We start from the raw sequence: 23,310 nt of genomic DNA, 5'->3' as shown, positions 1-23,310 counted from the left end.
CTCGGCACTGGAACAGCGGAGGGCGGCCACCGATGCCGGTGACCGCCCCTGCCAAAGAGGATCTGGCTAGCCGTCGGGATCCTTCGCAGCGGGCTGGCTACTGGAACCTGAGCCGGAACCGATCACGCTGTGCTGGGGTTCGGGCATCTTCGAGTCAGCACCGTTCACTGATTGCCAGATGGACTTGTTGAACAGTTGCTCATCGATCTTGTCTTCGGTGGCAGTGTCCTGACTGGCCACTTGAGGGGCCATCGGAGCGTTGGCCCCGTTGACGGTGGTCATGTCATAGCTGGGCTTGAGCGCGGTGTACGGCGTGTTATCAGGCTTGGCTGTGAACGACGCGTTCATTGGAGTAGCGAACGCATCGAACTGGGTCAGCGGGCCGATGCCAGCGATGAGGCCGATGGTGCGGACCATCGAAGCCGTGCTGTAGAAGGTGGAATCGACTTTCCCGGTCTGGGTATAGGGGCTGATGGCCAGTGCCAAGGTGCGGTGCGCATCCACGTGGTCCGGGCCATTCTGCGCGTCATCCTCCGTGACGAAGATGGCGGTGTCCTTCCAAGCAGAAGAGTGGGACACGGTGTCCACCAGCTTGCCGAGCGCGTAGTCGTTATCCGCGACGTAGGCCTTCGGCGTTGGGGCGCCGACGCGGGTGGCCTGGGTGTGGTCATTGGGCAGCCGGACGAACTGGACCGTGGGAACCGTTCCGGATGTCACTTGGGACTGGAAGTCCTTGGCCCATTCTTCAATACGTGGAGTGCCGCAGCCAGGCTTCAGCGGCGCGAATGATCCCGCCGAATCAGGGCAGTTCAGGTCGTAACCGTGGTAGTTGTGGTCGGTCTGCGCATCCAGAACGGGGTCCGCGGCGTTGAACGTGCCAGCGTTGTTGGAAACGTAGAAGCCGTAGTTGCGGAAACTGACGCCTGCCTTGGCGAGCCGCTGCCAGACATACGTGTTGTCAGGCTGTTGGGCCGCGATTTCAGGGGCATTTCCTTCGCTGGGATACGGTGCCTTGCGGCCCGAATAGTTGGCCGGCCACATCTGCTCTGCGTACGGGTTCGAGTTGGCAGAGGCCACCCAGTTCCAACCGTTGGCGCTGACTTCGGCATCGGCGTAGAAGTTGTCGATGGTGGTGAATTTCTTGGAGAGGGCCCGCATATTCGGCGCAGACTCGTCGCCGAAGAGATTCAGCGAAGGATCTCCATTGCCCTTGCCGAGGCTTCCAAGCACCTGGTCGTAAGTGCGGTTTTCCTTGACCACGTAGATCACGTGTTTGATGGGACTCTCTTGACCAGGTTGGCGCGGGATGATGTTGCCACCAGCGGTGTCCGGGCGGTTGTTGTTTTTGACCTGCTCGGTGGCCTTCTGCAACTGGCCGCCCTCCGGAACGCTGAAACTGCTCAGCGTGCCAACGATCATCGATCCGCTGTATTGGTTTTCGGCGGCCGGTGCGGTTGACTCTGGGTTCGGGTGGCCAGGTCCGTTGTTCGGTCCGGCGCCCAGCCCCTTCGCGTTGGTGACATGCAGTGTCCCGCCGCTGAAGGCCAACGAACTCGGGTACCAGCCGACAGGAACCACGCCGGCCACTGCGTTCTGGGCAAGGTCGACGACGGCGACGTCGTTGTTACCGGAGTTGCTCACGAAGAGGCGGTGCCCGGCTTCGTCCAGGGCCAGTCCGGTGGGATTGGTTCCCACTGGTGCGCCCTTTTCAGGTGCGACGCTGACACTCGAGCTTGTGCCGGCTGCGGTATCGACAACCGAGACGGTGTCGTCGTCGCCGTTGGCGACGTAAAGCGTGCGGCCGTCCTTCGACAGGACGGACTTGTTGGGGTGGAGACCCACCGTGACGGTGCGGGAAATCTTGGGTTCGGCGCCTGTGATGTCCACCGCGGAGAGGTCCGAGGCGCCCTGGTTGGTGACGAACGCCGTCGTGCCATCCGGGGAAACCGTGACCGAAAGCGGCCGGTGACCGGCCGGCGTCGTCGAGACATTGCCAGTGGAGAGGTCGACGACGGACACGGCGTCAGCGAGCTGATCTGCGACAACCAGCCGCTTACCGTCGGGCGTGATCGCCAATCCGGCCGGGAAGAAGTTGAGTGCCTTGCCCGCGGGCGTCGCGGTGGGCAGTTGGATCGGCGCACCTTCTGCCAGTTTGCCGCCGGAGTAGCTGTAGGTCCGGATCTTGGAGTTTGCTGCTGCGCTGGCGTAGAGCTTGGTGCCGTCAGGGCTCCACGCCAAGCCCATGTAGAGGGATTCCGGGGACTTGTAGGAGATGGTCTGGTCTACCTCGTGGTCTGCGAGGTCGACGAGTTGCAGCGACTGGGTACCTTGACCGTTGTTCGTGACCGCGAGCCGCTTGCCGTCAGGGGAGATGGCGGAGTTGAGCGGGAGGTCTCCGAGTGAGGTCTGCTGTCCTGTTGGCGTGACGCGCATGCCGATTGACGTGACTGCCGTTCCGTCCTCGTGGGGGCCGGCGAACGTGGAGACCGCCGCGAACGCAGCGCCGCCGACCAGCACACAAGACAATGTTCCGATGATGACCGGGATTGTTTTGAATTTCATGGTCCCAAAGCTAGGAGCCATGAAACACGTTGGCCCGACTCACAGGGAACCAACAGCTAAATCATCAGTGAACTGATGAAGCGGGCAGGTGTTGGAATCGGGTCACCGGCGGCAATCAGCCCGCCAGCTCTCCGCGCCGGAACCTCAACTCGCGCAGGGCACCCCGGAGCGGTGACCCGGTGAACGGCAGATCCTCCAATTTGACCTTCCCGGAAGCTGACAGGGCCAATGCATTGGCGGCGGCGGCAGCACGTTGTGGCAAGCCGAGGGTCGACGCGAAATTGGCCCAGTGCTTCGCCTTGAGGTTTTTGGTTTTCCCGGACACCGGCAACGCGAGCGAGTCGTCTCCGTACAGCAAGGTGCATGGAATGTCGTAGATGGGGGCCATGACGAATCCTCCGTGCGGGCCCCCAAGTATCGAGAGATTCTTGGCATGGAGGTCGCCGTTCCCGGTCAGCCAGGCAAAAACAAACTGCAGGTACAGGTTGCGGCTTGCCACGAGTGGGGCTTTGCACCGCCCGGCAAGCGCAGCAGCGACGTCCTCGGATGTCACGGAATACTTGGAAGCCGGTGGCAGGCCCATGACCTGGGCTCCGTCTTCCATGGGCAGCCGCACCCAGGCACGGTCCTTGTCCTGGACGCGGTCGAAGCGTTCCACCAGCAACCCAGGCAACCCGTGCATGTCAGTGATGATATGGCTCTTGGCTACAGGGATCTTGAGGCCTTTGGCGGCGGAGAGGTGTGCCGCTTCGTTGGTCAGCAAGTGTGCGTGGTTGGGCGGGTCGAGCTTGAGTAGATACCGTTGGCCCCTGAGAGACAGCGGTGTGGTGAGCATAGAGGCACTTGCCTTGTCCTGTACTCCGGGGATGGCATGGCGGTCCACTGCGTTGGCGAGGGCGGCGAAGTCCAGTTCCTCGGGCTTGGATGTGTCGGCAAGGGGTGCCGGTTCGACGGGCATTTCCCCGGTAGGGACCACTTGGACGTCTCCCGGGGCATCGGCTCCGACTGCGAGCAGGAGGGTGAGTTCGTCGTCGAGGCTGGTTTTGGTAGCGTCCCTGAGCACGCTCAGCCGGTGCCCCTCCGGCAGCAGGCCCGCGAAGAACGGCGGCAGAGCTCCAGCGGGAGTCTCGACGGGAAGGTCTGTCAGGGGCAACGAACTGGCAACCGCAGGCAAACCGGAAGCCAGGTACTCCGCCGCGTAGGAAAAACTGACCCAGCCCTGGGCAGTGCGGACAAGGTGACCCGCCAGGACACTACCCTTGTGAACGTCCGCGGCACGAACGAACTTCAACTCCTCGAAATCGTCGGCCATTAGACCGCCGCCATGTGGAGGCCAACGGCGTTGGCTACCGCCACGACGGCGCCCAGCGAAGGATTCCCGGTGGCCGTCTCAATCGCCCGAACGGTCCTTTCGGAAGTTCCGGCAAGGTCGGCAAGGTCCGCTTGCGTGATTCCGGCCTCTTTGCGTGCTCTCCGTACGGTGGCCGCAATCGCCGCTAGGTCTTCCACGAGTCTCCGATGATCCGGCATGATGTTGCCGATTTGGCGGTTTACTAGCTCAATTCTGAACTATTTTGCCAGAATCGGCAAGATGCTGCCGAAAGTGATGATTTCGGCTGTTATGTGGCCGGGAAAACCTCATTCCGGCAAGATCCTGCCGATTTCCACTGTCCGGCTCGAGCCTGCCACCTACGTCCCAGCCAGCCATTCCGGCTCGAAGTCCGGATGGTCGGAATAGGGAAGCGCAAGGGCATTCAACGATTTCGTGGTCCATTCGATCGATTCGGGGATCCACTGCGGGGTATCACCAAGTGTGCCGCGAACCATTGTGGCCAAGGCCGTCTGCCGTGCGGATTCTACGATCCTGAGCAGCCTTCTTTTTGACTCGCATTCCAGGAGAAGGCGTCGCTCGTACCATTTGCCCGCCTCCGAGACGGAACGGTCGCCGAGGAGTCTCCGCGCCGCAGCCTCGTCCTCGTCCAGGCGGTTCGAGAGGAAATCGACGATATCCACAAATTGAGCGTACGCGTCCCTTGCGGCCGCGGAAATGCCTGCATTCGCTAGGCGGGGTCTGCTTGCTTTTCGCGTTGGAGCTCGACGGCGGCAATGTGCGGGAGGGCGTTGAAGTGGCTCCGGGACATGCTGCCGAACTCGTAGGCGGTCTCGGCGTGCTCGGACAGGTCCACTCCGGCGAGCTCCGCCTCGTGGCTGACCCGGAATCCGACGGTCTTGTGGATCACAAGGGCAATGATTGCTGTCATGATTCCAGACACTGCAAGGGTGACAAGAATGGCGACGATCTGCGCCACGAGCTGCTGGAGTCCGCCGCCGTAGAACAATCCCCCACCTTTGCCGTTCACCGGCAACGCGATGAATCCGAGTGCGAGCGTGCCGACAAGTCCTCCACCGAGGTGTACGCCCACGACGTCGAGGGAGTCATCGAAGCCGAACTTGTGTTTCAGGTCGACAAACACTGCGCAGGCGGCGCCGGCCACCAAACCCAGGCCGAGGGCTGCGGCGGGAGCCACGTTGGCACAGGCGGGGGTAATAGCGACGAGGCCCGCGACGACGCCGGATGCGGCACCCAAGGATGTGGGGTGGCCGTGCCGGATCTTCTCGGTGACCAACCAGCTGAGCATTGCCCCGGCCGGGGCTACGAGGGTATTGACCCAGATCAAGCCGGCCTGCGCCGACGTCGTGGCCGCGCCGGCATTGAAACCGAACCAACCGAACCACAGGAGGCCGGCGCCAAGCATGATGAAAGGGAGGTTGTGCGGGCGGTGGTTCGGGTCTTTTCCAAAGCCGTGGCGCTTGCCGAGGATCAATGCCAGGACAAACGCGGCAGCGCCGGAGCTGATTTCCACCACTGTGCCGCCGGCGAAATCAATCACCTGGCCGAAGACCGAACTGATGGCTCCACCGGGGCTGAGGAGGCCGCCGCCCCAGACCATGAAAGCCAGGGGGCAGTACACCAGGGTGATCCAGATGGGGACGAAGATGACCCAGGATGAGAATTTGGCGCGATCGGCGATGGCGCCGCTGATCAGGGCCACGGTGACGATGGCGAAGGTGGCGCTGAAGCCGAGCTTGATGAGATCGGTGGAACCGACCAGGTCTGCCGAGCCGAAGCTGGTGAACGGATTGCCGAAAATCCCCAGGACACTCTTGCCGCTGATCATCGAGTAGCCCCACAGGATCCACACGGCGCCTACGATGCCCGCAGAGATGAAGCTCATCATGATCATGTTGAGGGAGGCCTTGGCCCGCGTCATGCCACTGTAGAAGAGGCCGAGTGCCGGAGTCATGAGCAGTGCAAGTGCCGCCGACACCATGACCCAAACGTTTTCCGCAGTGATATTCACGTGCGTCTCCCTTCTTATCGGAATGCCTTAGGAGGACCGCCGCAGCTTGGTCCCGTTCTTCCCCTGCTCAATGCTTCCGGTTCCGTGTTTCAGGGAGTGCGAGGAAAAATTGCGGGGACGTTACATAACCGGGCTCGGCGTGAAGAACGCATGACGGACGTGTTTCGGGAATGTTAACGCCGCCGCGGCGCAGACGAGTGGCCGCCGGGGACAGGCGCCAACGATCCCAGTGATTCCGCGGATTCCTGGGCCAACCAAGGTGAAATCCTTCCATTCGGCCCGAAATCCGGACATTTCTTCCAGGTGAACGGCGGCTCACCTCCCTTCGATGCCATGTTTCTGCCGAATGCTGGCGCGTCACGGGCACCGGGCGCACACTTAGCCTGTGAAGCCGTTTCTCCTGCTCGCATCTCGCGCCGAAGACGCCGCCGCCGAGGAAGAGTACCAGGCGTATCTTCGTTTTGGAGGGCTCGTTCCCGAGGAGCTACAACGCATCCGAATGGAGGCGGCGCCCCTGCCGCCGCTTGAGCTCTCTGACTATTCCGGCGTGATTGTGGGTGGCAGCCCCTTCACTTCGAGCGACCCGCCGGAACACAAGAGCCCGGTCCAGAAACGGGTGGAGAAGGAACTCGCGCAACTGCTGGACACGATTGTTGCCACCGACTTTCCCTTTCTGGGGGCTTGCTATGGGGTCGGAACCCTGGGGCTTCACCAAGGCGCCGTGATTGACCGGACCTACGGTGAGGGGCTCGGCGGGGTAACCATCAAACTCACGGCTGAGGGCCTCCAAGACCCGCTCCTCCAAGGCATGTCCGAGCGCTTTGTCGCCTTTACCGGCCATAAGGAAGCCTGCACGGTCCTGCCGGGACACGCGGTGTTGCTGGCCGGTTCGGCCTCTTGCCCCGTGCAGATGTTCCGGATCAAAAAGAACCTGTACGCCACCCAATTCCATCCGGAGCTCGACTCCGAGGGGCTCGTCACGCGGATCGACACCTACCGCCACGCCGGATACTTCCCGCCCGAGGCTGCTGGACAGCTGATGGCAGACGCCCGGAAGATCACGGCGACCGAACCGATGAAGATCCTCGGCAACTTTGTCCGCCGATACGCGATTCCTCAATAACGTCGGAGGAATGAAGCACAATGGGCCCATGACTTTTGCAAATGTGGGAAGCCTCGGCACGAAACCCGGCCAGCGCGACGCCGTCGTATCTATCCTGCTCAGACCGAAACCGGAGCTGCGGGGCGCGGGCTGCCTGCTCTACGAAGTGGGCGTCAACGAAGAATCGCCGGACACGGTCTTTGTCTGCGAACTATGGGAATCGGCGGAAGCGCACCAAGGATCGCTGCAGCTGGACAGCGTCCAGGCCGCCATAAGTGAGGCAATGCCACTGCTGTCCGGAGAGATGGGCGGGACCCGGTTCACAGTATTGGGCTCACCGATCCGCGACGCCTGATATTCACCCAGGCGACACGTGGCTGACGGACAGTATTTTCATAGCTCATACATAGCTGCAGTAGCTACGGTTGGTTCATTATGGAAGAGCGAGAGCCCCGTCGTCCCGGCCAAGGGTCCAGACGAAAGAGAAGTCGGTGGAACAGCTGGAGTCCCCGCCGACGTCGATCGGCCTTGCTCACAGCATTTGCGGCCATTCTGGCCCTGACCGTGACCGCCACGGTCTACTCTTCCGCGCACGCCCGCTCATCCGTCTCACATAAGGTATCGGCGATGGCGAGCGCCACGCCGTCGGCAGCTCCAACCGCAACCCCGTCGATGGCGGGCACGACGTCGACCGCCGCACCGTCGTCGACGCCGGCCGAGGCGCCGACTGCCGCTCCAGCAGTCGCAGCTCCCGCAGCCGCTGCGCCCGCTGTGCCGGCTGCGCCGGCTACGGGCGTGACCCCCGCTTTGGACGCCGAGATCAACGGCATCATCGACGCGAACAGCCAGTACCAAGTCGGCGTCACCCTGATCGACTTGTCCGATGGCTCAAGCCATCAGTACGGGGTCCAGGCGCCATTCGAGGCAGCAAGCACCGCCAAGGTCCTGGCTGCCGCCGCGTACTATCACCTCGTCGAAACGGGCGCCGTGTCCCTTGACGATCCCTTGGGCGAGTACACAGCCGGATTCCAGATCAAGGAGATGATCCAGGACAGCGACAACGACTCCTGGTCCTTGGTCATGGACGCTGTCGGCTATTCGGAGCTCCAGTCGTATGCCGCATCGATCGGCGTCAGCTATGACCCCATGAACAACACCCTGACTCCAAGCGAAATGGCCAGCATCATGGCTGGTCTCTACGGCAGGAAACTTCTGGACCAGCAGGACACCGCACAGCTGTTGTCTTACATGCGGAACACCAACTACGAATCACTCATCCCCGCCGCGGTGCCGGCCGGGGTCACTGTTTTCCACAAGTACGGACTGCTCGACGACGAACTCCACGACGCCAGCATCCTCACCAACGGCACCAACTCCTACGCGTTCGTGGTCTACACCAAGGGTCAGGACGAGAGTGATATCCCTGCCCGCACCGACCTCTTCCACCAGCTCACCCAGGCTGTGGTGAACGGCCTGTTCTAAGGGACGTCGGCCTACCTTCAGCATCACGACGCCGGCCGCGCAGTCAGACTGACTGCGCGGCCGGCGTCCTTGTTCCCTTATGGGCGCTGAGCGCCTGTCGCGATGCGATCTATATGCCTCCCTTCTGCATGGGGTCGGGCCAATTTCCTATCAATCGGTTCTTGTCCTGCATGGTCTTCTCCTGACTCAAGTGTGTCCTGCGCGGTGTGCGCAGTTGGTCGTGCCTGCCAGATGGGCAGGGGCGGCCTGATCAGTCGGGAGAGGAACCAGGATCGAATGCGGGATCGTCCGAGGGGGATTGCCCGCGATCGGGGATGGGTCCGTGGCGGGGTGGCGGTGCCTGTGCGCGTTGTTCCGGCAGATCTGCCGCGCTAAAGGCGGAAGCGCCCTCTGGACTCGACGTCGATCCTGCCCCGGGTGGCGACACCGACGCGGGAACCGGTGTGTCAGGCGGCGGCCCGCCGGGGACCGGGGACACATCCGCTGTCGCCAACACTGCGGGGGGCATGAAGACAACGCCGTCCGGCATGAACGCGGGGTTCCTTGTGAATCCGGGGTCGCTTGTGGTCGCTCCCGATCCGGACTGGACCGAGGGCGAAAGAAGGGTCGTAGGGACAACCGGAACGCTAGGTCCTTGAGACTGCAATATCCCGGTCGCCTGCTCCAATATCCCGGGCGCGGGCGGCAGTGGTGGCAATGCCGGTACGGAAGGCGGCTCGGGCAAGGCCGGGAGTTCCTTGATCGTGTTCTCGACGAGGCGCGGCACCGCGTTGACTGCCCCAACGACTGGCGTCAAGACCTGCTCCCTTAGCTGGTTGACTACGGTCTCGGGAATTGCGGCCACCTGACTTCCGCTTGGAGCCGCGGACTGGACGTGGTTGACAAGCGATCCAACGGGACCGGTGAGGGGAACCGGGGGCAGTGAAACCGACGGTGACGGGACAGCCGGAATCGTCGGCAGGGCGTCGGTGGCTTGAGAAGGACCTGCGAGCCACAGCAACCATGCCAACGCGCCGAAAGCGGCGAGAACAACGGGGCGCAACAAAGAAATACCTCGGCGCCCCAGATAGCCGACCAAACACTCCACCTCCCCAGTGCGGTGTTTGGATATTAAGGTACGCCCGTCGTCGTCGGCAGTCCATAGCTAAGCATGCTTAGTTCCCGAATTCCGGAAGCATGGCCAGGTGGGTCGCGGCGTCGACATCGGGGCGGAGATCCCGATCCTGGACATCGGCGGGCAACGATAGACCGGTGTCGAAGGCCTTTCGGAACCGCGGACTCGTGAATTCTCCGCGCGTCCTGCCCTGCAGCCTGAGCGCGCGCGATGCGCAAAGGAGTTCGATGCCAACCAACGTTGAAAGCGCCCGCACGCTGGAATCCATGCGGGAGCTGGCCACACTCGCGAAACTGGCATCTTCTTCGGCGCCCAGCGAGAGCACCACCGTTTGCAGGCTCACAGGCTGTGCATTGCCTCGAATGCGGCCGACCGCTGCGGCCGCCACGTATTCAAGCATCATGACGCCGGACTGGCCGGCATTGTCGCCCGCAAGGAATCGGTGGAGACCGGTGTATGCCGGATCGCACAGCAAGCTGATCCTCCGAAGGTTCGTTGCGCACGCCGCACCGATGGCCAGTTGTAGGGCATCTACGCGGCGCGCGAGGCTGGTCATCTGGAACAGGCCGTGGTGGGCTACTCCATTGCTGCCGTCCTCTGCGGAACCGTACACCAGCGGGTTTTCATGACCGGCCACAACCAAACGCTCCAAAAGAGTACCGAGCGCGCCCAGCTCCTCCATCACCGAGCCGAGGGCCTGCGGCAGGGTGCGCAGGCAGTACGGGTCCTGGATTCTCGCCGGGGCACCGCTGCCTTCCACGAGGCCGCGCAGCACCCCGGCCATCTCAGTGACTGCGGGCGAATCAGCTGCCCACGCGACTTCGGGGCTGAACGCCTCGGGATTCCCGGACATTGCCGCGAAGGACAACGCGCTCACTGTGGTCAGGTTTTCCATGAGCGTTGCGAGCTTTTGCTGGGCGAGTGCGGCCTGGGCGATAGTGAGGGCGCTGGAACTGATGAATGGAAGGGCATCCTCGGTGGCCCAGGTGACCAGAGGCGAAGGGACGGGCCTGCCGGCCATAGTGGTGCGCTCGCCAAGGAGGGTGAGCGCCGTTCCCGCCAGGGCGGCCAGGTCCGCAGTGCCGATTCCGCCGAATTCGCGGACCTCGGGCAAGGCATCGGCGTTGAGCATGTCCACAACTGCGTCGGCCACAGACGGGTTGATGCCGGACGCGCCCGCAGCAAGCTGGGACAGCCTGATGACAAGCATTGCCCTGACGGTTTCGCGGTCCAGGACCCGGCCGGCGTCGACGGCGTGGCTGCGCAAGAGGTTCAAGCCGTGAACGTTGACGTCCTTGTCCCCGGCGTCGAGCGTCACGGAGCGGTTGGCCCCGACGCCGGTGGACCGCCCGTAGACGGGACGGGACAGTGCCGTCGCACGGGCGGAGCGCTGGGAGGCGGCCATCCGTTCAACGGCCGACGGCGTCAGTGTCACCTTCGCGCCGCCCGCTGCCACGGTTGCGATGTCGGCCAGCTGCAACCGGAGGCCGTCGATTTCGATCATGGAAGTGATTCTTTCTCAGATGGGCGGTTGACGTCCCCAACTAGCTCGCAGTTGTTGTCGTTTTGAGGGCTCATAACGACATCTAGTGCGTGGGCCCACGCCGCCAGGGTTCCCTGGCCGAGCTTGCGAGGCGAGGGTGGCGGTGGGGACTAGTTGGGGTTGTCGGGTGTGGTTAGCGGGTTTCTTCCATGGGGATGCGGACGCCGCGTTCGTGGGCGACGTCGATCGCGCGGTCGTAGCCGGCGTCGGCGTGGCGGATGACGCCCATGCCGGGGTCGTTGGTGAGGAGGCGTTCGAGTTTTTGGGCGGCGAGTTCGGTGCCGTCGGCCACGGAGACCTGGCCGGTGTGGATGGAGCGGCCGATGCCCACGCCGCCGCCGTGGTGGATGGAGACCCAGGTCGCGCCGGAGGACGCGGCGGTCAGGGCGTTGAGCAGGGGCCAGTCGGCGATCGCGTCGGAGCCGTCCTTCATGGACTCGGTTTCCCGGTAGGGGGAGGCCACGGAGCCGGAGTCCAGGTGGTCCCGGCCGATCACGATGGGGGCCTTGACTTTGCCTTCGGCCACGAGCTGGTTGAACAGCAGCCCTGCCTTGGCGCGTTCGCCGTAGCCGAGCCAGCAGATCCTCGCGGGGAGGCCTTCGAATTCGACGCGTTCGGCGGCGGCGTCGAGCCATTTGTGCAGGTGGGTGTTCTCCGGGAACAGTTCCTTGATGGCCTTGTCGGTCACGGCGATGTCTTCGGGGTCACCGGAGAGCGCGACCCAGCGGAACGGGCCCAGGCCCTCGCAGAACAGCGGACGGATGTAGGCCGGGACGAAGCCGGGGAACTCGAACGCCCGGTCGTAGCCGCCCTTGCGGGCCTCGTCGCGGATGGAGTTGCCGTAGTCAAAGACCTCGGCCCCGGCGTCCTGGAACTCGACCATGGCCTGGACGTGCCTGGCCATGGAGGCCTGGGCCTTCTTCGTGAACCCTTCCGGGTCCGCTTCGGCCTCGGTGTGCCACTCGGCCACGGTGACGCCCTCGGGCAGGTAGGAGAGCGGGTCGTGCGCGGAGGTCTGGTCGGTCACGACATCGATGCTGATCTCCCCGGCCCGGTGCCGGGCCAGGAGTTCGGGGAAGACCTCGGCGGCGTTGCCCACGTACCCCACGGACCAGCCGCGGCGCTCGTCCTTGGCCTTGACGACCTTGGCGATCGCGGTGTCCAGGTCGGTTTCGACCTCGTCCAGGTAGCGTTTGCCCACCCGGCGGCGCAACCGGGACTCGTCCACGTCCACGATCAGGCAGGCACCATCGTTCAGGGTCACCGCGAGCGGCTGGGCCCCGCCCATGCCACCGCACCCGCCGGTCAGCGTCAACGTCCCCGCCAACGGGCCCTCCGTGGAACCCTCCGCGGCGGGGGCCAGGCGGCCCTCGGCGCGTAGTTTGTTCCCGACGGCGGCGAACGTCTCGTAGGTGCCCTGCAGGATGCCCTGGGTGCCGATGTAGATCCAGGACCCCGCGGTCATCTGCCCGTACATCATCAGGCCCTCGGTCTCGAGGCGGCGGAACTCCGGCCACGTCGCCCAGTCACCCACGAGGTTCGAGTTCGCCAGCAACACCCGCGGCGCCCACTCGTTCGTGCGGAACACGCCCACGGGCTTGCCGGACTGCACCAGCAAGGTCTCGTCCTTCTCCATGGTCTCGAGGGTCCGGGTGATCGCGTCGAACGCGGCCCAGGACCGGGCAGCCCGGCCCGTGCCGCCGTACACGACCAGGTCATCCGGACGCTCGGCGACCTCCGGGTCCAGGTTGTTCATCAACATCCGCAACGGCGCTTCGGTCTGCCAGCTCTTCGCAGTCAGCTCCGTGCCGCGCGCGGCCTTGACCGGACGGGCTCCGGTAGTGAAATCGGCGGGTGCCATTCTTTGTACTCCTTAGTCTTCTGGACTAGTTGTTTCTTGCTCGAACTAGGCCAGGTTCTTGGACTTGAGCCAGTCCTGGGCGATTTGTCCCATGTCCTCGAACTTGGCGGTCCTGCCGTTCATCTGGATCAGGTCATCAGTGGTCAACGCGGCGGAGACCTTGTCCAGCACGGTCTTGACGGTGTCGCTGGCCTTCTTCTGGTTGATGACGGGAACGATGTTCTCGGACAAGAAGAGGTTCTTGTTGTCTTCGAGGGCAACCAGGTTGTTGGCGGCGATTGCGGGATCGGTGCTGAAAAGGTCGGCAACCTGTACCTGACCGGAAAGGAGGGCGTTCAGCGTGAGCGGACCGCCGGCGTCGAGCGCTGAGAATTCCTTGAAGTCGAGGTTGTAGACGGACTTCAGGCCGGCGACACCGTTGATACGAGTCTTCCACTCCGGCGGGCCGCCGAGGACGAGGTCCTTGGCAGCAGGCTGGAGGTCGCTGACGGACTTGAGGTTGTACTTGTCGGCGGTTTCCTTCTTGACCGCCAACACGTCCTTGTCCTGGGCCTTGGACGCCGTCAGCTGGGTGAGCCCGGACGGAATCCTGGTGCTCAGCTCTTTGGTGACCTCATCAGAGGTGACGGCTTTGGTGGAGGCATCGAGGTACTGCAATAGGGCCCCGCCGTATTCCGGCATGAGGTCGATTGAACCGTCCTTCAGCGCCGGGATGGTGACTTCGCGGCTGCCGATGCTGGGCTTTTCAGTAACCTTGACGCCCTTCGATTTGAGGGCCTCGGCGTAGATCTTGGCGATGAGCTGGCTTTCCGGGAAGTCCGCGGAGCCCACGATGATGCTGTCCGTCGATCCTGCGGCCGGGGAGTTGTTGTTGGTGGAACTCATGGGATCCCCACCGCCACAAGCGCTCAGGGCGATGGCGGTGGCTGCCGCCAGGGCGAAGCCAGTCAGGTACTTTTTCATGTCAATTCTCTCTGGGGAGGGCCGTTGCGGGGCATGCGGTGGCCAAGTGGGGGTGGATTGAACGGTGTTGCCGCCCTCGGGCAGGGCGCTCGACGGCGATGAAGCGGGTGAGTTGCTTAGACCGTGACGGGGGTTTTCACGGAGTCAGCCGCTGCGGCCGGGGCGGCAGCCTTGACGGTGCGCCGGGTCAGTCCGGGTGAGACGACCCTGCGGGTGATGAAGGCGAGCAATTGGTCGAAGAACAGGGCCAGCAGGGCGACCAGGACGGCGCCGGCAACCATCTGGCTGTAGTCGTTCTGGGCCTTGCCGTCGATCAGCAGCCGTCCGAGGCCGCCGAGCGAAATGTACGCGGCGATGGTCGCCGTCGAGATGATCTGCAGCAGTGCGCTACGGACGCCGGACAGCATGAGTGGGAGCGAGCAGGGGAGCTGGATGTCCGTGAGGATCTTCATGGTGCGGAAGCCCATGCCCTTGGCGGCGTCGACGGCGGCGGCGTCTACCGCGCGGACGCCGGCGTAGGTGTTGGTCAGGATCGGTGGGACCGCAAGGAGCACCAGGACGATGAGGCTGGGCAGGATGTAGCCCATTTTGGACGGGAAAGCGGGCGAGATCAGCAGGACCAAGAGGATCAGCAGGCCCACGCTGGGGAGGGCGCGGAGGGCGTTCGCGAGGCCCGCGATCATGAAGACGCCCTTGCCCGTGACGCCGATGTAGATGCCGAGCGGAACTGCGATGATGGCCGCGACGACGAGGGCGATGAGGGAGTAGAGGAGGTGCTCACCGATCAGGGTGGGGATGCCGTCGGCACCGGTCCAGTGTGCGGGATTGAACAAGTAGTTGATCATGATGCCACCACCTTGGGGGTCCACGGTGTGAGCCACCGGTTGAGGAGGATGATCAGTCCGTCGAGGATCATGGCGAGGACCACGCAGAGGATGATGCCGGCGATGATCGGGGTGAAGAACCGCAACTGGAAGCCTTGGGTGAAGAGCGAGCCGAGCTGCGGGATGCCTAGCAACGCTGCCACCGAAACGAGGCTCACGTTGGAGACCGCCGCGACGCGGAGTCCAGCGCTGATGACGGGGACGCCTACGGGCAGCTCCACTTTCACCAGGCTCTGGTATCCCCGGTAGCCCATGGCCTTGGCGGCTTGGACTGTGTCTTCCGGCACGGAATCGAGGGCATCGGCCACTACGCGGACAAGGAGAGCCACGGTGTAGATGGTCAGTGCCGCCACGATGTTGAGCGGGTCCAGGATCTTGGTGCCAAGGACCAGCGGCAACAGGACGAACAGGGCGAGGGAAGGGACCGTGTACAGCAGGCCCGCCACGCCGACCAGAAGGGGGTAGATCCGGCGGCTGCGGTGCGCCCACCAGCCAAGCGGAAGTGCGATCAGCAGGCCCAGGAGGAGGGGAGTGACGGCGAGCAGTACGTGCCAGCCGAGGAGGAACACGATGTTGTCGGACTGGCGGCCCAGCCATTCGAAGTTCATCGGGCCGTCTCCAGGTGCGGTTCGGCCTCGATTGCCTTGACGACGTCGGTGGCGGTCACTGTGCCGATGAGCTCGCCGTGTTCATTGACGACGACGCCGCGCCTGCTGGGGGAGGAAAGGGCTGCGTCGAGCAACTGGCGCATGGTCCCGGACGATGATGCGGACGTGCCGCTGAGGTTAAGGTGCTCCCTCTTGAGCTCGCCGTCGATGAGATCGGCCTGTGCCCAGCCGAGCGGCTTCCGGCCACCGTCGACCACCAGCACCCAGGCTCCTGTGGCCTTGTTTTGCGCCTCGGCGGCGGAGGCGCCAAGGGTGACCACAGCTTCTTCGGCAACTGCTACCGAGCCGGCCGCGTTGGTGAAACCGAGGGAACGGTAGCCACGGTCGCGTCCGACGAAGTCGGCTACGAATTCGTCAGCCGGAGAGGTCAGCAGCTCCGACGGCGTGGCCATCTGGGCGAGTTTTCCGCCGACGCGCATCACGGCAACCTGGTCGCCGAGCTTGAGGGCCTCGTCGATGTCGTGGGTGACCATGATGATGGTCTTGCCGATCTCGCGCTGCAGCCGGAGGAACTCGTCCTGGAGCTGTGCCCGGACCACGGGGTCAACCGCGCTGAAGGGTTCGTCCATGAGCATGAAGGCCGGATCCGAAGCCAAAGCCCGGGCCACGCCCACGCGCTGCTGCTGTCCACCGGAGAGCTGCCACGGGTAGCGCTTGGCGAAGCTCGCAGGGAGTCCCACGCGCTCCATGAGTTCGAGGGCCTTCATGCGGGCCTTCTGCCTGCTCTCGCCGAGCAGGACGGGCATCGTTGCCACGTTGTCGACGATCGTGCGGTGCGGGAAAAGGCCTGCGTGCTGGATGACGTAGCCGATCCGGCGCCGCAGCAACGCTGCGTCCATGCCGGAGGTCGGCTGGTCATCGAGGTAGATGGTACCGCTGGTGGGTTCGATGAGGCGGTTGATCATCCTCAGCGAAGTGGTCTTGCCGCAGCCGGACGGGCCAACCAGGATGGTCAACTTGCCGGTGGGCGCCTCGAGGTTGAGGCCGTCGACGGCGACCGTCCCGTCCGGGTACGCCTTGGTGACATTTTCGAACTTGATCATTTCTCTTCCATGCTTTCCTGGGGCACTTCATGGTCTCCGGAGGGTTCCACGAGGATGCTGTTCGCCACCCTCGCCAGTTCCTCGCCAAATGTCTGGGCCTTCGCTTCGTCCAAGCGGTAGCTCGGTACGACGATGCTGAGGGCTGCCACGGTGCGGCCGCCGATCACAATGGGTGCGGCGACGGCCGTGATGTCGTCTTCTACGCCGCTTCGCACGATGGCAAAGCCGCGGCCGTTCTGACCGCCGGTGAGGACCTTGCCAGCGGCTGATCCTTCCAGCGGAATGCTCCTGCCGACCCAGCTGGTGTGCCGGACAGAGCGGGTACCTTCGACGATGGCAATGTAGATTCCGGTTTCCCCAGGACCAGGAATGCTCAAATAGCAGGACTCGCCCGTTTCAGCGACGAGCCGCTTCATGTGTGGCGTGCAGAGCGATACGAGGGACTCCTGTCCCAACGCGAGGGCTCCCAACTGGATCACGCTGGCGCCAGGACGGAAGTTTCCGCCCGGATCCCGCTTCACGAATCCGCTGCCTTCCAAGGTGCGGAGGAGGCGGAGTGCGGTGCTGGCCGACAAGTCAACAACGCGTGCTGCGTCGCTCAGGCTGATGGAGCCATCCGTGCAGACTGCGCTCAGGAGGGCCAAGGCCCTTTCGACCGTCCGTGTGGAGGAATCTGCTGCCACTGCTTGGCCTGCTTTCAAGTGGTCTGGATCACCATGTCTTGCCACTAAGTAAAAATCAACTTTCATCGAATGGCAAGAGATTTCGGGAAATTACCTGAGATTCCGGGATTTGAGACGCTCAGTGGGAACGGGCCGTTTCGGCTGTGTTTCAGGAGTGTTAATTGTCCCGGTTCTGCACTCAGGGTCTTGTCATGGGGTGACAAGTGGTTTTTACTTGGTGGCAGTCTTTATTAATCGGAGGAACACGTGGAAACCGTCAATCAGCTCCTTGACTCAATCAAGGACGTGGGCCGCGATGCGGTGCGCGGGGGATACTCCAGGGCGGTATATTCCACGCCCGAGCTCGACCTCAGGCACTGGTTCATCGAACAAGCCCAACAGCGCGGCCTCGGCGTCGAGACCGACCGCAACGGCATTATCTGGGCCTGGTGGGGAAAGCCCCAGGACGGTGCGCTTGTCACTGGCAGCCACCTTGACTCCGTCCCGGGAGGAGGGGCCTTTGACGGGCCGCTTGGCGTCGCGTCCGCACTCGCCGCCGTCGATGTCCTCGTTTCCCGCGGTCTAGATCCGGGGCGTTCCCTGGCCATCACAGTCTTCCCCGAAGAAGAAGGATCCCGCTTTGGCGTAGCCTGCCTGGGCTCGCGGCTCCTGACCGGTGCCATCGACGTCGACAAGGCTCTGAACCTGCGCGATGTCGACGGCAACACGTTCGCCGACATCGCCCGGAGCAATGGCCTGGATCCGCGGCACGTCGGTCCCGATCCGGAAACCATGGCGCGAATCGGCGACTTCGTTGAACTGCATGTGGAACAGGGAAAGGGGCTGGGCCAAGGCGGGCCGGCCATCGCTGTCGGAAGCTCCATTCTGGGCCACGGCCGCTGGAAGCTGAGCGTCAGCGGCCAAGGCAACCACGCCGGGACCACTCTTATGGCGGACCGCGCCGATCCCATGGTCGCGGCCGCGCAAATCGTCGTTGCCGTCCGCGACACCGCGGCGCGGCAGCCCGATGCGCGGGCCACCGTGGGGCGCTTGACCCCAGTTCCCGGCGGCACCAACGTGATTGCCTCGCGCGTGGATCTGTGGCTTGACGCCCGCCATCCCGACGACGCCGTGACGGCACAACTGATCGAATCGATCTACCGTGCGGCCCGGGAAATCGCGGCAAGCGAGGGATGCACCGTCACCCTCACCGAGGAGTCCTACAGCGACACCGTGCACTTCGATCCCGGGCTGAGCCGACGCATCGGCGAGCTCCTGCCCGGCGCGCCGGTGCTGGCAACCGGCGCCGGGCACGACGCCGGAGTCTTGGCTGGACATGTCCCCTCGGCGATGCTTTTCGTCCGCAACCCGAGCGGAATCTCGCACTCCCCGGAAGAGTACGTGGCCGATGAGGACGCCTCAGCCGGCGCGGTCGCCCTCGCTGACGTTCTGGAGGGACTCTTATGAGCGGCTTCTGGTGCGAGGCGGCGCTTGTAAACGCCGACGGCGGTTCTGCCGCGGGCGGTGCGGTTGTCGCCACCGGCGTACGGCTGGAAGTGCAGGAAGGCCGGATCTCCGGGATCGCTACCGGCGTCGAACCCGCAACGGGTGACCGGATATTGAACGGGGTCGTCTTCCCCGCCGCGGCCAACGCCCATTCGCACGCTTTTCACCGGATCCTGCGCGGACGGACGCATGACGGGCGCGGTGACTTCTGGGTCTGGCGGGAGCAAATGTACCGGAGCGCCGGGGAACTTACCCCTGACAAATACGAGAAGCTCGCCGCGGCAGTTTTCACCGAAATGGTGGTCTCGGGCTTCAGTAGCGTGGCCGAATTCCACTACGTCCACCACCAGCCGGAAGGAACGCCGTATCTGGAGCCGCACGCGATGGAACTGGCGTTGGCCAGGGCTGCCATGGCGGCCGGGATCCGTCTGACATTGCTGGACACCCTGTACCTCGCGGGAGGGATCGGGACTCCGCTCAGCCCGGAACAGGCACGGTTTGGCGACGCCGATGCGCAAGCCTGGTTGGACCGGCTCGCGTCACTGCGGGCCGAGGTGGCGCGGAGCTTTCCCCCGGAAATGGTCGGCGTGGGCGCCGCGCTGCATTCCGTCCGAGGAGTGCCCGAGGAGGCGCTCAAGACCGTCGCCAGGCAGCTGCCCACCGATATTCCGCTCCACATCCACCTCAGCGAACAGCCGGCCGAGAACGAGGCGTGCCTGCAGGCTTATGGCGTCACCCCCACCGGACTTCTTGCCCGGCACGGCCTGCTGTCCGGGCGGCTTTCGGCCGTGCACGCGACCCACCTAACGCCCGACGACATCCAGCTCCTCGGGGATGCGGGGGCAACGGTTGTGATGTGTCCCAGCACTGAAGCCGATCTCGCCGATGGGATCGGACCGGCTCGCGCATTGTCCGACGCCGGCTCGACCATCGCGCTAGGCACCGACCAACACGCCGTGATTGATCCCTGGGTTGAAATGCGCACCTTGGAACACGGGGAACGCCTCGGCTCCGGCCAGCGGGGGAGGTTCTCACCCCAGGAACTGCTTCACGCGGCCACCATCGGCGCAACCTCATCCATGGCTACACCCACAGGGTCTGCCCTTGAGGTAGGTGCGGTGTGCGACCTCATGGCCGTGGCTCCGGACTCGGTACGGACAGCCGGTTCCATGCCGCAACAGTTCGCGTTCAGCGCGACGGCGAGCGACGTCACCGCCGTCGTGATCGCTGGGGAACTGGTGGCCTCGGACGGCGTCCATGTTCGGCTGGGTTCTCCGGGTGGCCTGCTCACGGAGGCGTTGAACGAGTTCTCGTAGCCGCTTTCCTTGGGTGCCGCGCCCCGGGGCGTCACACCGAGCAAGTTTTTGGAGGCGTGGCTGGCGCTCCACCCCGGAATTCCGGGGCGCTCGGATGCCGAAGCCGCCAAAAGATTGCGTGGCGTGACAGCCGTCGTGCCTGATGCCCAAGGTCCGAGTGAGTTCCCACGCGTATGCGTTGCCATGCCGCACGTTCACCCCGCGCGCAGCGAGACGCCCGCGCACCTTTGTGGCCGTTTTTCGAATCCCTCGCTCACCTTTAGTGAGCGAGGGATTCCGAAATCGGCCGTATATATGAGCGCGCGTCGGCCGAAACGGCGGCGTAAGTGAGCGAGCGTTCCGGGCGAGGGTTACTTCAGCCCCGAGCGGACGAACGCATCCACGACGTATCGCTGCAGGAAGATGTAGATCAGGAAGATCGGCAGGCACGCGAGCGAGGATGCCGCCATGATGGCGCCCCAGTTGTTGCCTTCGGCGCCCAGGAAGCCGCGGATGCCGACCTGGATGAGGGCATCGGACTTCTGCATGATCAGTGATGGCCACAAGTACTCGTTCCAGGCGCTGATGAACAGCATGATGCCAAGGGCCGCAAGTGCCGGGCGGAGGTTCGGAACCACCACTTCCCACAGTGTCCGCCACGATGACCGCCCATCCATCTGGCTCGCATCAAGGAGGTCCTTGGGGAAGGCCTCGAGGTGCTGGCGCAGCATCATCACCGCGAAGGCCGAACACAACTGCGGGATGACAACGCCGGTGATGGTGTTGAGAAGGCCCATCTGGGACACCAGCAAGTAGTTGGGAATCATCGTGACCTGGAAAGGGACCAACCAGGACCCCACGAACAACAGGTACAGGGCCTTCTTTCCGATAAAGTCCCAACGGGCGAAACCGTAAGAAGCCAGGATGGCCACTAGCAGTTGGGATGCAGCCAGCGTCAGCGCCATGCCGAAGGTATTCGCCAGCATGCCCGCGATGGGGATGGTCTTCAGGACGTACTGGAAACTCTCAAGACTCAGGGGTCCCGGCAACGGGTTGGTTGACAAGGCGTCCGACGACGGCCGGAAGGCCGTGACGAACATCCAGTAGATGGGGAAGATCGAAACGATCGCCAACACGATCAGGAGAACGTGGCTGGGCAATGACCGCAACGAGGAGAACGGCCCTGAAACTTTCCTCGGTCCTGAAAGCTGAGCATCAACGGAACCAGGCTGGGCCGGCGGGGCGATGGTGATGAAGGCCATGGTGGTTCTTTCTAGTTGTCGTAAAAGCTGAGTCGCTCCGAGAGTTCCACGAAGACCAGGGCGATCAGCCCGAATCCGAGGAAGAAGAGCGTGCCCGCCGCGGAGGACAGGCCGGCGTCGAAGTTCCTGAAGCCGAACTGGTACAGCAGGTAGTAGATGTTGGTGGATGAATTGCCCGGCCCGCCCTGCGTCACGAGGTCGATGATGGGGTAGGTCCACTGCGCGGACAGCAGGATGGTCATGAGCGAGAGGAACACCAGGCTCGGCGAAAGCAACGGGATGATGATCCGCCACGTGATCTGCCTGCCGCTCGCGCCGTCGATCGATGCGGCGGCGGCATAGTCCGGGCTGATGCCCGCCAGTCCTGCAGACACGACGAGCACGCCGAAGCCGAGCATCTGCCAGCCGACAATCACGATCACCGCGATCATCGAACTGTCGGGATCGCGGAACACGTTGCCTATCGGTGCGCCCAGGGCGGCGGCGATCGCGGGAATCGTCCCGCCCTCAGGGGCGAACAGCCACCGCCAGATCGCGCTGCTGGCCACGGGAGTGATGAGGAAGGGAACGAAGATCAGTGCTTGATAGGCCGTGCGCGCCTTGCCCTGGACCTTGCGCGAAAGCAGCGCGAACACGAGCGGCAACGCAACGGAAATTCCCAGGAACGCCAGGATGTACAAGCCGGTGTTGATGAGCGCTTGGTGCAGTTCGGGCAGGCTCAGGACCTTCGCGTATTTCTGAACGTCGACATATTGTTTGGGCTTGGTGGGGATCAGGTTCCAGTCGTTGAAGGACAGGTTGACGGTCTGTCCCAGCGGCCAGTACGTCCACACGAGTAGCAGGACCACGGCGGGCAGGATGTAGAGGTAGGGGCTCAGGGCGCGGCGGTTGGGACGGCGCGTAACCGGGAGCCCCGTCGGGCCGGCAGGGGCAATGCCCGCTGCCGGCCCGGCGGTCTCGATGAACATTCTTTCGGCTTCCTTCCGGCGCTGTGGCTGGTTAGCGAACGCTTTCGGCGAGCTCGCCGTCGGCCGCTTCGACGTCGGTTGAGGGCTCGACGTCGGACTCCTCGCCGGGGGCGGTCATCGCGGCGGTGGCCTCTTCGAGGGTCATCTTCTCGAAGGCCGCCATTTGCTCGGCCGTGACGGAGTACACCGTGGAGAACTCGCCGATCGGCACGACGGTGCTGAGCATCTTGTCCTGGTAGATGTGGATCAGGTTGAACGCCTGCGCACCGTTCTGTCCGCGCATCGACTTCGGTGCGACGTTCAGGTCCTGCGTGTAGCACGTGGCCGAGGCAACCGTCACGGGAGCGCCTCCGAAGGTGCTGAACGTGGAGTAGTGCAGGTGGCCGGCCAGGATGCCACGGACGTCGGTGCCTTCGATGACCTTCTCGAAGCGGCTCTGCTCACGCAGCTCGAACATGGCCATCATCTCCAGCGGGCTCGGAACCGGCGGGTGGTGCAGGGCGATGAGCGTGCCGTGCGGCGCCGGGGTAGCCAGGACATCGGACAGCCAAGCGAGCTGCTCGTCCGAGATTTCGCCGTGGTGCTTGCCCGGAACCGTGGAGTCCAGGGCGATGATGCGCAAGCCGTTGACGTCGTGGACCATATCCACGGATTCCTCACCCGCGTCGGAGTCAAGGAGGCCCGAACGGAAGGCGGTGCGCGCGTCGTGGTTGCCCATGACCCAGATGATCTTGGCGCCGAGTTCCTCGGCCACGGGTTCCACGATGTTGCGGAGGCGGACGTAGGCGTCCGGGCGGCCGGTGTCGGCGAGGTCGCCGGTGAACACGAGTGCTTCGGGCTTGACCTGGGCCTTGACGAAGTCTCGGAAGAGCTGGCGCAGGTTCTCGTCGCTGTCCACGCTGCCGTGCAGGAGGTCGTTGTCCGCCACGAAGTGGGTGTCGCTGATGTGCAGGATGAAGTGCTCGGGGGCGGGGTGCTGGAGTTCTGTGCTCATGGTCTTGTCTCCTTGTAATTATCTGCGGTGGGTAGCGGT

At 63.9% G+C, this 23,310-nt stretch carries 21 protein-coding genes; 5 read left to right on the top strand and 16 right to left on the bottom strand.

Features of this window, described 5'->3' with window-relative positions; genetic code table 11:
• Window positions 1-66 precede the first annotated feature (66 nt).
• From LFT47_RS18730 to LFT47_RS18710, 5 genes are all read right to left on the bottom strand, one after another.
• The gene (locus LFT47_RS18730; protein ID WP_236813039.1) at window positions 67-2,562 is read right to left on the bottom strand and encodes a bifunctional YncE family protein/alkaline phosphatase family protein; all 2,496 of its coding nucleotides are present in this window, start codon (window positions 2,560-2,562) and stop codon (window positions 67-69) included.
• 115 nt (window positions 2,563-2,677) lie between these two features.
• Window positions 2,678-3,874, bottom strand: coding sequence for a type II toxin-antitoxin system HipA family toxin (locus LFT47_RS18725; RefSeq protein WP_236813037.1), 1,197 nt, complete (start codon window positions 3,872-3,874; stop codon window positions 2,678-2,680).
• Entirely contained in the window at window positions 3,874-4,071 is a 198-nt protein-coding gene (locus LFT47_RS18720; protein ID WP_236813035.1) for a helix-turn-helix transcriptional regulator, read from the bottom strand. Before LFT47_RS18720 ends, LFT47_RS18725 begins: the two co-directional genes overlap by 1 nt.
• 180 nt (window positions 4,072-4,251) lie before the next feature.
• The gene (locus tag LFT47_RS18715; protein ID WP_236813033.1) at window positions 4,252-4,575 is read right to left on the bottom strand and encodes a DUF6221 family protein; all 324 of its coding nucleotides are present in this window, start codon (window positions 4,573-4,575) and stop codon (window positions 4,252-4,254) included.
• 47 nt (window positions 4,576-4,622) lie between these two features.
• Window positions 4,623-5,924 carry an ammonium transporter gene (locus LFT47_RS18710; RefSeq protein ID WP_236813031.1) on the bottom strand — a complete coding sequence of 434 codons (1,302 nt, stop codon included), beginning with the start codon at window positions 5,922-5,924 and terminating at the stop codon, window positions 4,623-4,625.
• A 385-nt stretch (window positions 5,925-6,309) separates the two neighbouring features.
• On the opposite strand from LFT47_RS18710, the gene LFT47_RS18705 reads away from it, so the two are divergent.
• The 3 genes from LFT47_RS18705 (at window position 6,310) to LFT47_RS18695 (ending at window position 8,508) form a co-directional block, all read left to right on the top strand.
• Window positions 6,310-7,047: a glutamine amidotransferase gene (locus LFT47_RS18705; RefSeq protein WP_236813029.1), complete on the top strand. Its 738-nt coding sequence runs from the start codon at window positions 6,310-6,312 to the stop codon at window positions 7,045-7,047.
• A gap of 28 nt (window positions 7,048-7,075) precedes the next feature.
• A complete protein-coding gene (locus LFT47_RS18700; protein ID WP_236813027.1) occupies window positions 7,076-7,381 on the top strand; it encodes a putative quinol monooxygenase in 306 nt (101 codons plus the stop codon).
• A 173-nt stretch (window positions 7,382-7,554) separates the two neighbouring features.
• Window positions 7,555-8,508: a serine hydrolase gene (locus LFT47_RS18695; protein WP_236813025.1), complete on the top strand. Its 954-nt coding sequence runs from the start codon at window positions 7,555-7,557 to the stop codon at window positions 8,506-8,508.
• Window positions 8,509-8,758: 250 nt separating this feature from the next.
• Here LFT47_RS18695 and LFT47_RS18690 read toward each other — a convergent pair whose 3' ends face one another.
• From LFT47_RS18690 to LFT47_RS18655, 8 genes are all read right to left on the bottom strand, one after another.
• The gene (locus LFT47_RS18690; RefSeq protein WP_236813023.1) at window positions 8,759-9,553 is read right to left on the bottom strand and encodes a hypothetical protein; all 795 of its coding nucleotides are present in this window, start codon (window positions 9,551-9,553) and stop codon (window positions 8,759-8,761) included.
• Between the two features lie 109 nt (window positions 9,554-9,662).
• A complete protein-coding gene (locus LFT47_RS18685; protein ID WP_236813021.1) occupies window positions 9,663-11,126 on the bottom strand; it encodes an aromatic amino acid ammonia-lyase in 1,464 nt (487 codons plus the stop codon).
• 172 nt (window positions 11,127-11,298) lie between these two features.
• The gene (locus LFT47_RS18680) at window positions 11,299-13,026 is read right to left on the bottom strand and encodes a urocanate hydratase (protein WP_236813019.1); all 1,728 of its coding nucleotides are present in this window, start codon (window positions 13,024-13,026) and stop codon (window positions 11,299-11,301) included.
• A 45-nt stretch (window positions 13,027-13,071) separates the two neighbouring features.
• Window positions 13,072-13,989, bottom strand: coding sequence for an ABC transporter substrate-binding protein (locus LFT47_RS18675; protein WP_236813017.1), 918 nt, complete (start codon window positions 13,987-13,989; stop codon window positions 13,072-13,074).
• Window positions 13,990-14,105: 116 nt separating this feature from the next.
• Window positions 14,106-14,834: an ABC transporter permease gene (locus LFT47_RS18670; RefSeq protein ID WP_236813015.1), complete on the bottom strand. Its 729-nt coding sequence runs from the start codon at window positions 14,832-14,834 to the stop codon at window positions 14,106-14,108.
• Window positions 14,831-15,481, bottom strand: coding sequence for an ABC transporter permease (locus LFT47_RS18665; protein WP_236813013.1), 651 nt, complete (start codon window positions 15,479-15,481; stop codon window positions 14,831-14,833). Before LFT47_RS18665 ends, LFT47_RS18670 begins: the two co-directional genes overlap by 4 nt.
• Entirely contained in the window at window positions 15,478-16,584 is a 1,107-nt protein-coding gene (locus LFT47_RS18660; RefSeq protein ID WP_236813011.1) for an ABC transporter ATP-binding protein, read from the bottom strand. The genes LFT47_RS18665 and LFT47_RS18660 overlap by 4 nt, the downstream gene beginning before the upstream one ends.
• Window positions 16,581-17,312, bottom strand: a complete 732-nt coding sequence (locus LFT47_RS18655) for an IclR family transcriptional regulator (RefSeq protein WP_442863418.1) — start codon at window positions 17,310-17,312, stop codon at window positions 16,581-16,583. Before LFT47_RS18655 ends, LFT47_RS18660 begins: the two co-directional genes overlap by 4 nt.
• A gap of 201 nt (window positions 17,313-17,513) precedes the next feature.
• On the opposite strand from LFT47_RS18655, the gene LFT47_RS18650 reads away from it, so the two are divergent.
• Window positions 17,514-18,713, top strand: coding sequence for an allantoate amidohydrolase (locus LFT47_RS18650; RefSeq protein ID WP_236813007.1), 1,200 nt, complete (start codon window positions 17,514-17,516; stop codon window positions 18,711-18,713).
• Complete coding sequence (locus LFT47_RS18645; RefSeq protein ID WP_236813005.1) at window positions 18,710-20,068, top strand: formimidoylglutamate deiminase; 1,359 nt, start codon at window positions 18,710-18,712, stop codon at window positions 20,066-20,068. The genes LFT47_RS18650 and LFT47_RS18645 overlap by 4 nt, the downstream gene beginning before the upstream one ends.
• A gap of 350 nt (window positions 20,069-20,418) precedes the next feature.
• Here the strand turns inward: LFT47_RS18645 and LFT47_RS18640 are convergent, their stop codons facing one another.
• From LFT47_RS18640 to LFT47_RS18630, 3 genes are read right to left on the bottom strand one after another with little or no spacing between them, the layout of a single operon-like run.
• Window positions 20,419-21,309, bottom strand: coding sequence for a carbohydrate ABC transporter permease (locus LFT47_RS18640; RefSeq protein WP_236813003.1), 891 nt, complete (start codon window positions 21,307-21,309; stop codon window positions 20,419-20,421).
• 11 nt (window positions 21,310-21,320) lie between these two features.
• Window positions 21,321-22,277 (bottom strand): carbohydrate ABC transporter permease, encoded by a 957-nt coding sequence (locus LFT47_RS18635; protein WP_236813001.1) that lies wholly within the window; start codon window positions 22,275-22,277, stop codon window positions 21,321-21,323.
• Between the two features lie 31 nt (window positions 22,278-22,308).
• Window positions 22,309-23,271 (bottom strand): phosphodiesterase, encoded by a 963-nt coding sequence (locus LFT47_RS18630; protein ID WP_236812999.1) that lies wholly within the window; start codon window positions 23,269-23,271, stop codon window positions 22,309-22,311.
• Window positions 23,272-23,310: the final 39 nt, after the last annotated feature.

Origin of the sequence: Arthrobacter sp. FW306-2-2C-D06B (assembly GCF_021789175.1) — a bacterium.
Taxonomy (GTDB): domain Bacteria; phylum Actinomycetota; class Actinomycetes; order Actinomycetales; family Micrococcaceae; genus Arthrobacter.
Note: the sequence above shows the minus strand (reverse complement) of the source record. Positions and strands in the feature narration are given on the sequence as shown.

Excerpts from the sequence above, each read along its gene's own strand:
- LFT47_RS18730 (WP_236813039.1), bottom strand. The coding sequence starts at position 2,562 with ATGAAATTCAAAACAATCCCGGTCATCATCGGAACATTGTCTTGTGTG.
- LFT47_RS18670 (WP_236813015.1), bottom strand. The coding sequence starts at position 14,834 with ATGATCAACTACTTGTTCAATCCCGCACACTGGACCGGTGCCGACGGC.
- LFT47_RS18635 (WP_236813001.1), bottom strand. The coding sequence starts at position 22,277 with ATGTTCATCGAGACCGCCGGGCCGGCAGCGGGCATTGCCCCTGCCGGC.
- LFT47_RS18645 (WP_236813005.1), top strand. The coding sequence starts at position 18,710 with ATGAGCGGCTTCTGGTGCGAGGCGGCGCTTGTAAACGCCGACGGCGGT.
- LFT47_RS18700 (WP_236813027.1), top strand. The coding sequence starts at position 7,076 with ATGACTTTTGCAAATGTGGGAAGCCTCGGCACGAAACCCGGCCAGCGC.
- LFT47_RS18660 (WP_236813011.1), bottom strand. The coding sequence starts at position 16,584 with ATGATCAAGTTCGAAAATGTCACCAAGGCGTACCCGGACGGGACGGTC.
- LFT47_RS18640 (WP_236813003.1), bottom strand. The coding sequence starts at position 21,309 with ATGGCCTTCATCACCATCGCCCCGCCGGCCCAGCCTGGTTCCGTTGAT.
- LFT47_RS18680 (WP_236813019.1), bottom strand. The coding sequence starts at position 13,026 with ATGGCACCCGCCGATTTCACTACCGGAGCCCGTCCGGTCAAGGCCGCG.
- LFT47_RS18630 (WP_236812999.1), bottom strand. The coding sequence starts at position 23,271 with ATGAGCACAGAACTCCAGCACCCCGCCCCCGAGCACTTCATCCTGCAC.
- LFT47_RS18725 (WP_236813037.1), bottom strand. The coding sequence starts at position 3,874 with ATGGCCGACGATTTCGAGGAGTTGAAGTTCGTTCGTGCCGCGGACGTT.
- LFT47_RS18685 (WP_236813021.1), bottom strand. The coding sequence starts at position 11,126 with ATGATCGAAATCGACGGCCTCCGGTTGCAGCTGGCCGACATCGCAACC.
- LFT47_RS18675 (WP_236813017.1), bottom strand. The coding sequence starts at position 13,989 with ATGAAAAAGTACCTGACTGGCTTCGCCCTGGCGGCAGCCACCGCCATC.
- LFT47_RS18665 (WP_236813013.1), bottom strand. The coding sequence starts at position 15,481 with ATGAACTTCGAATGGCTGGGCCGCCAGTCCGACAACATCGTGTTCCTC.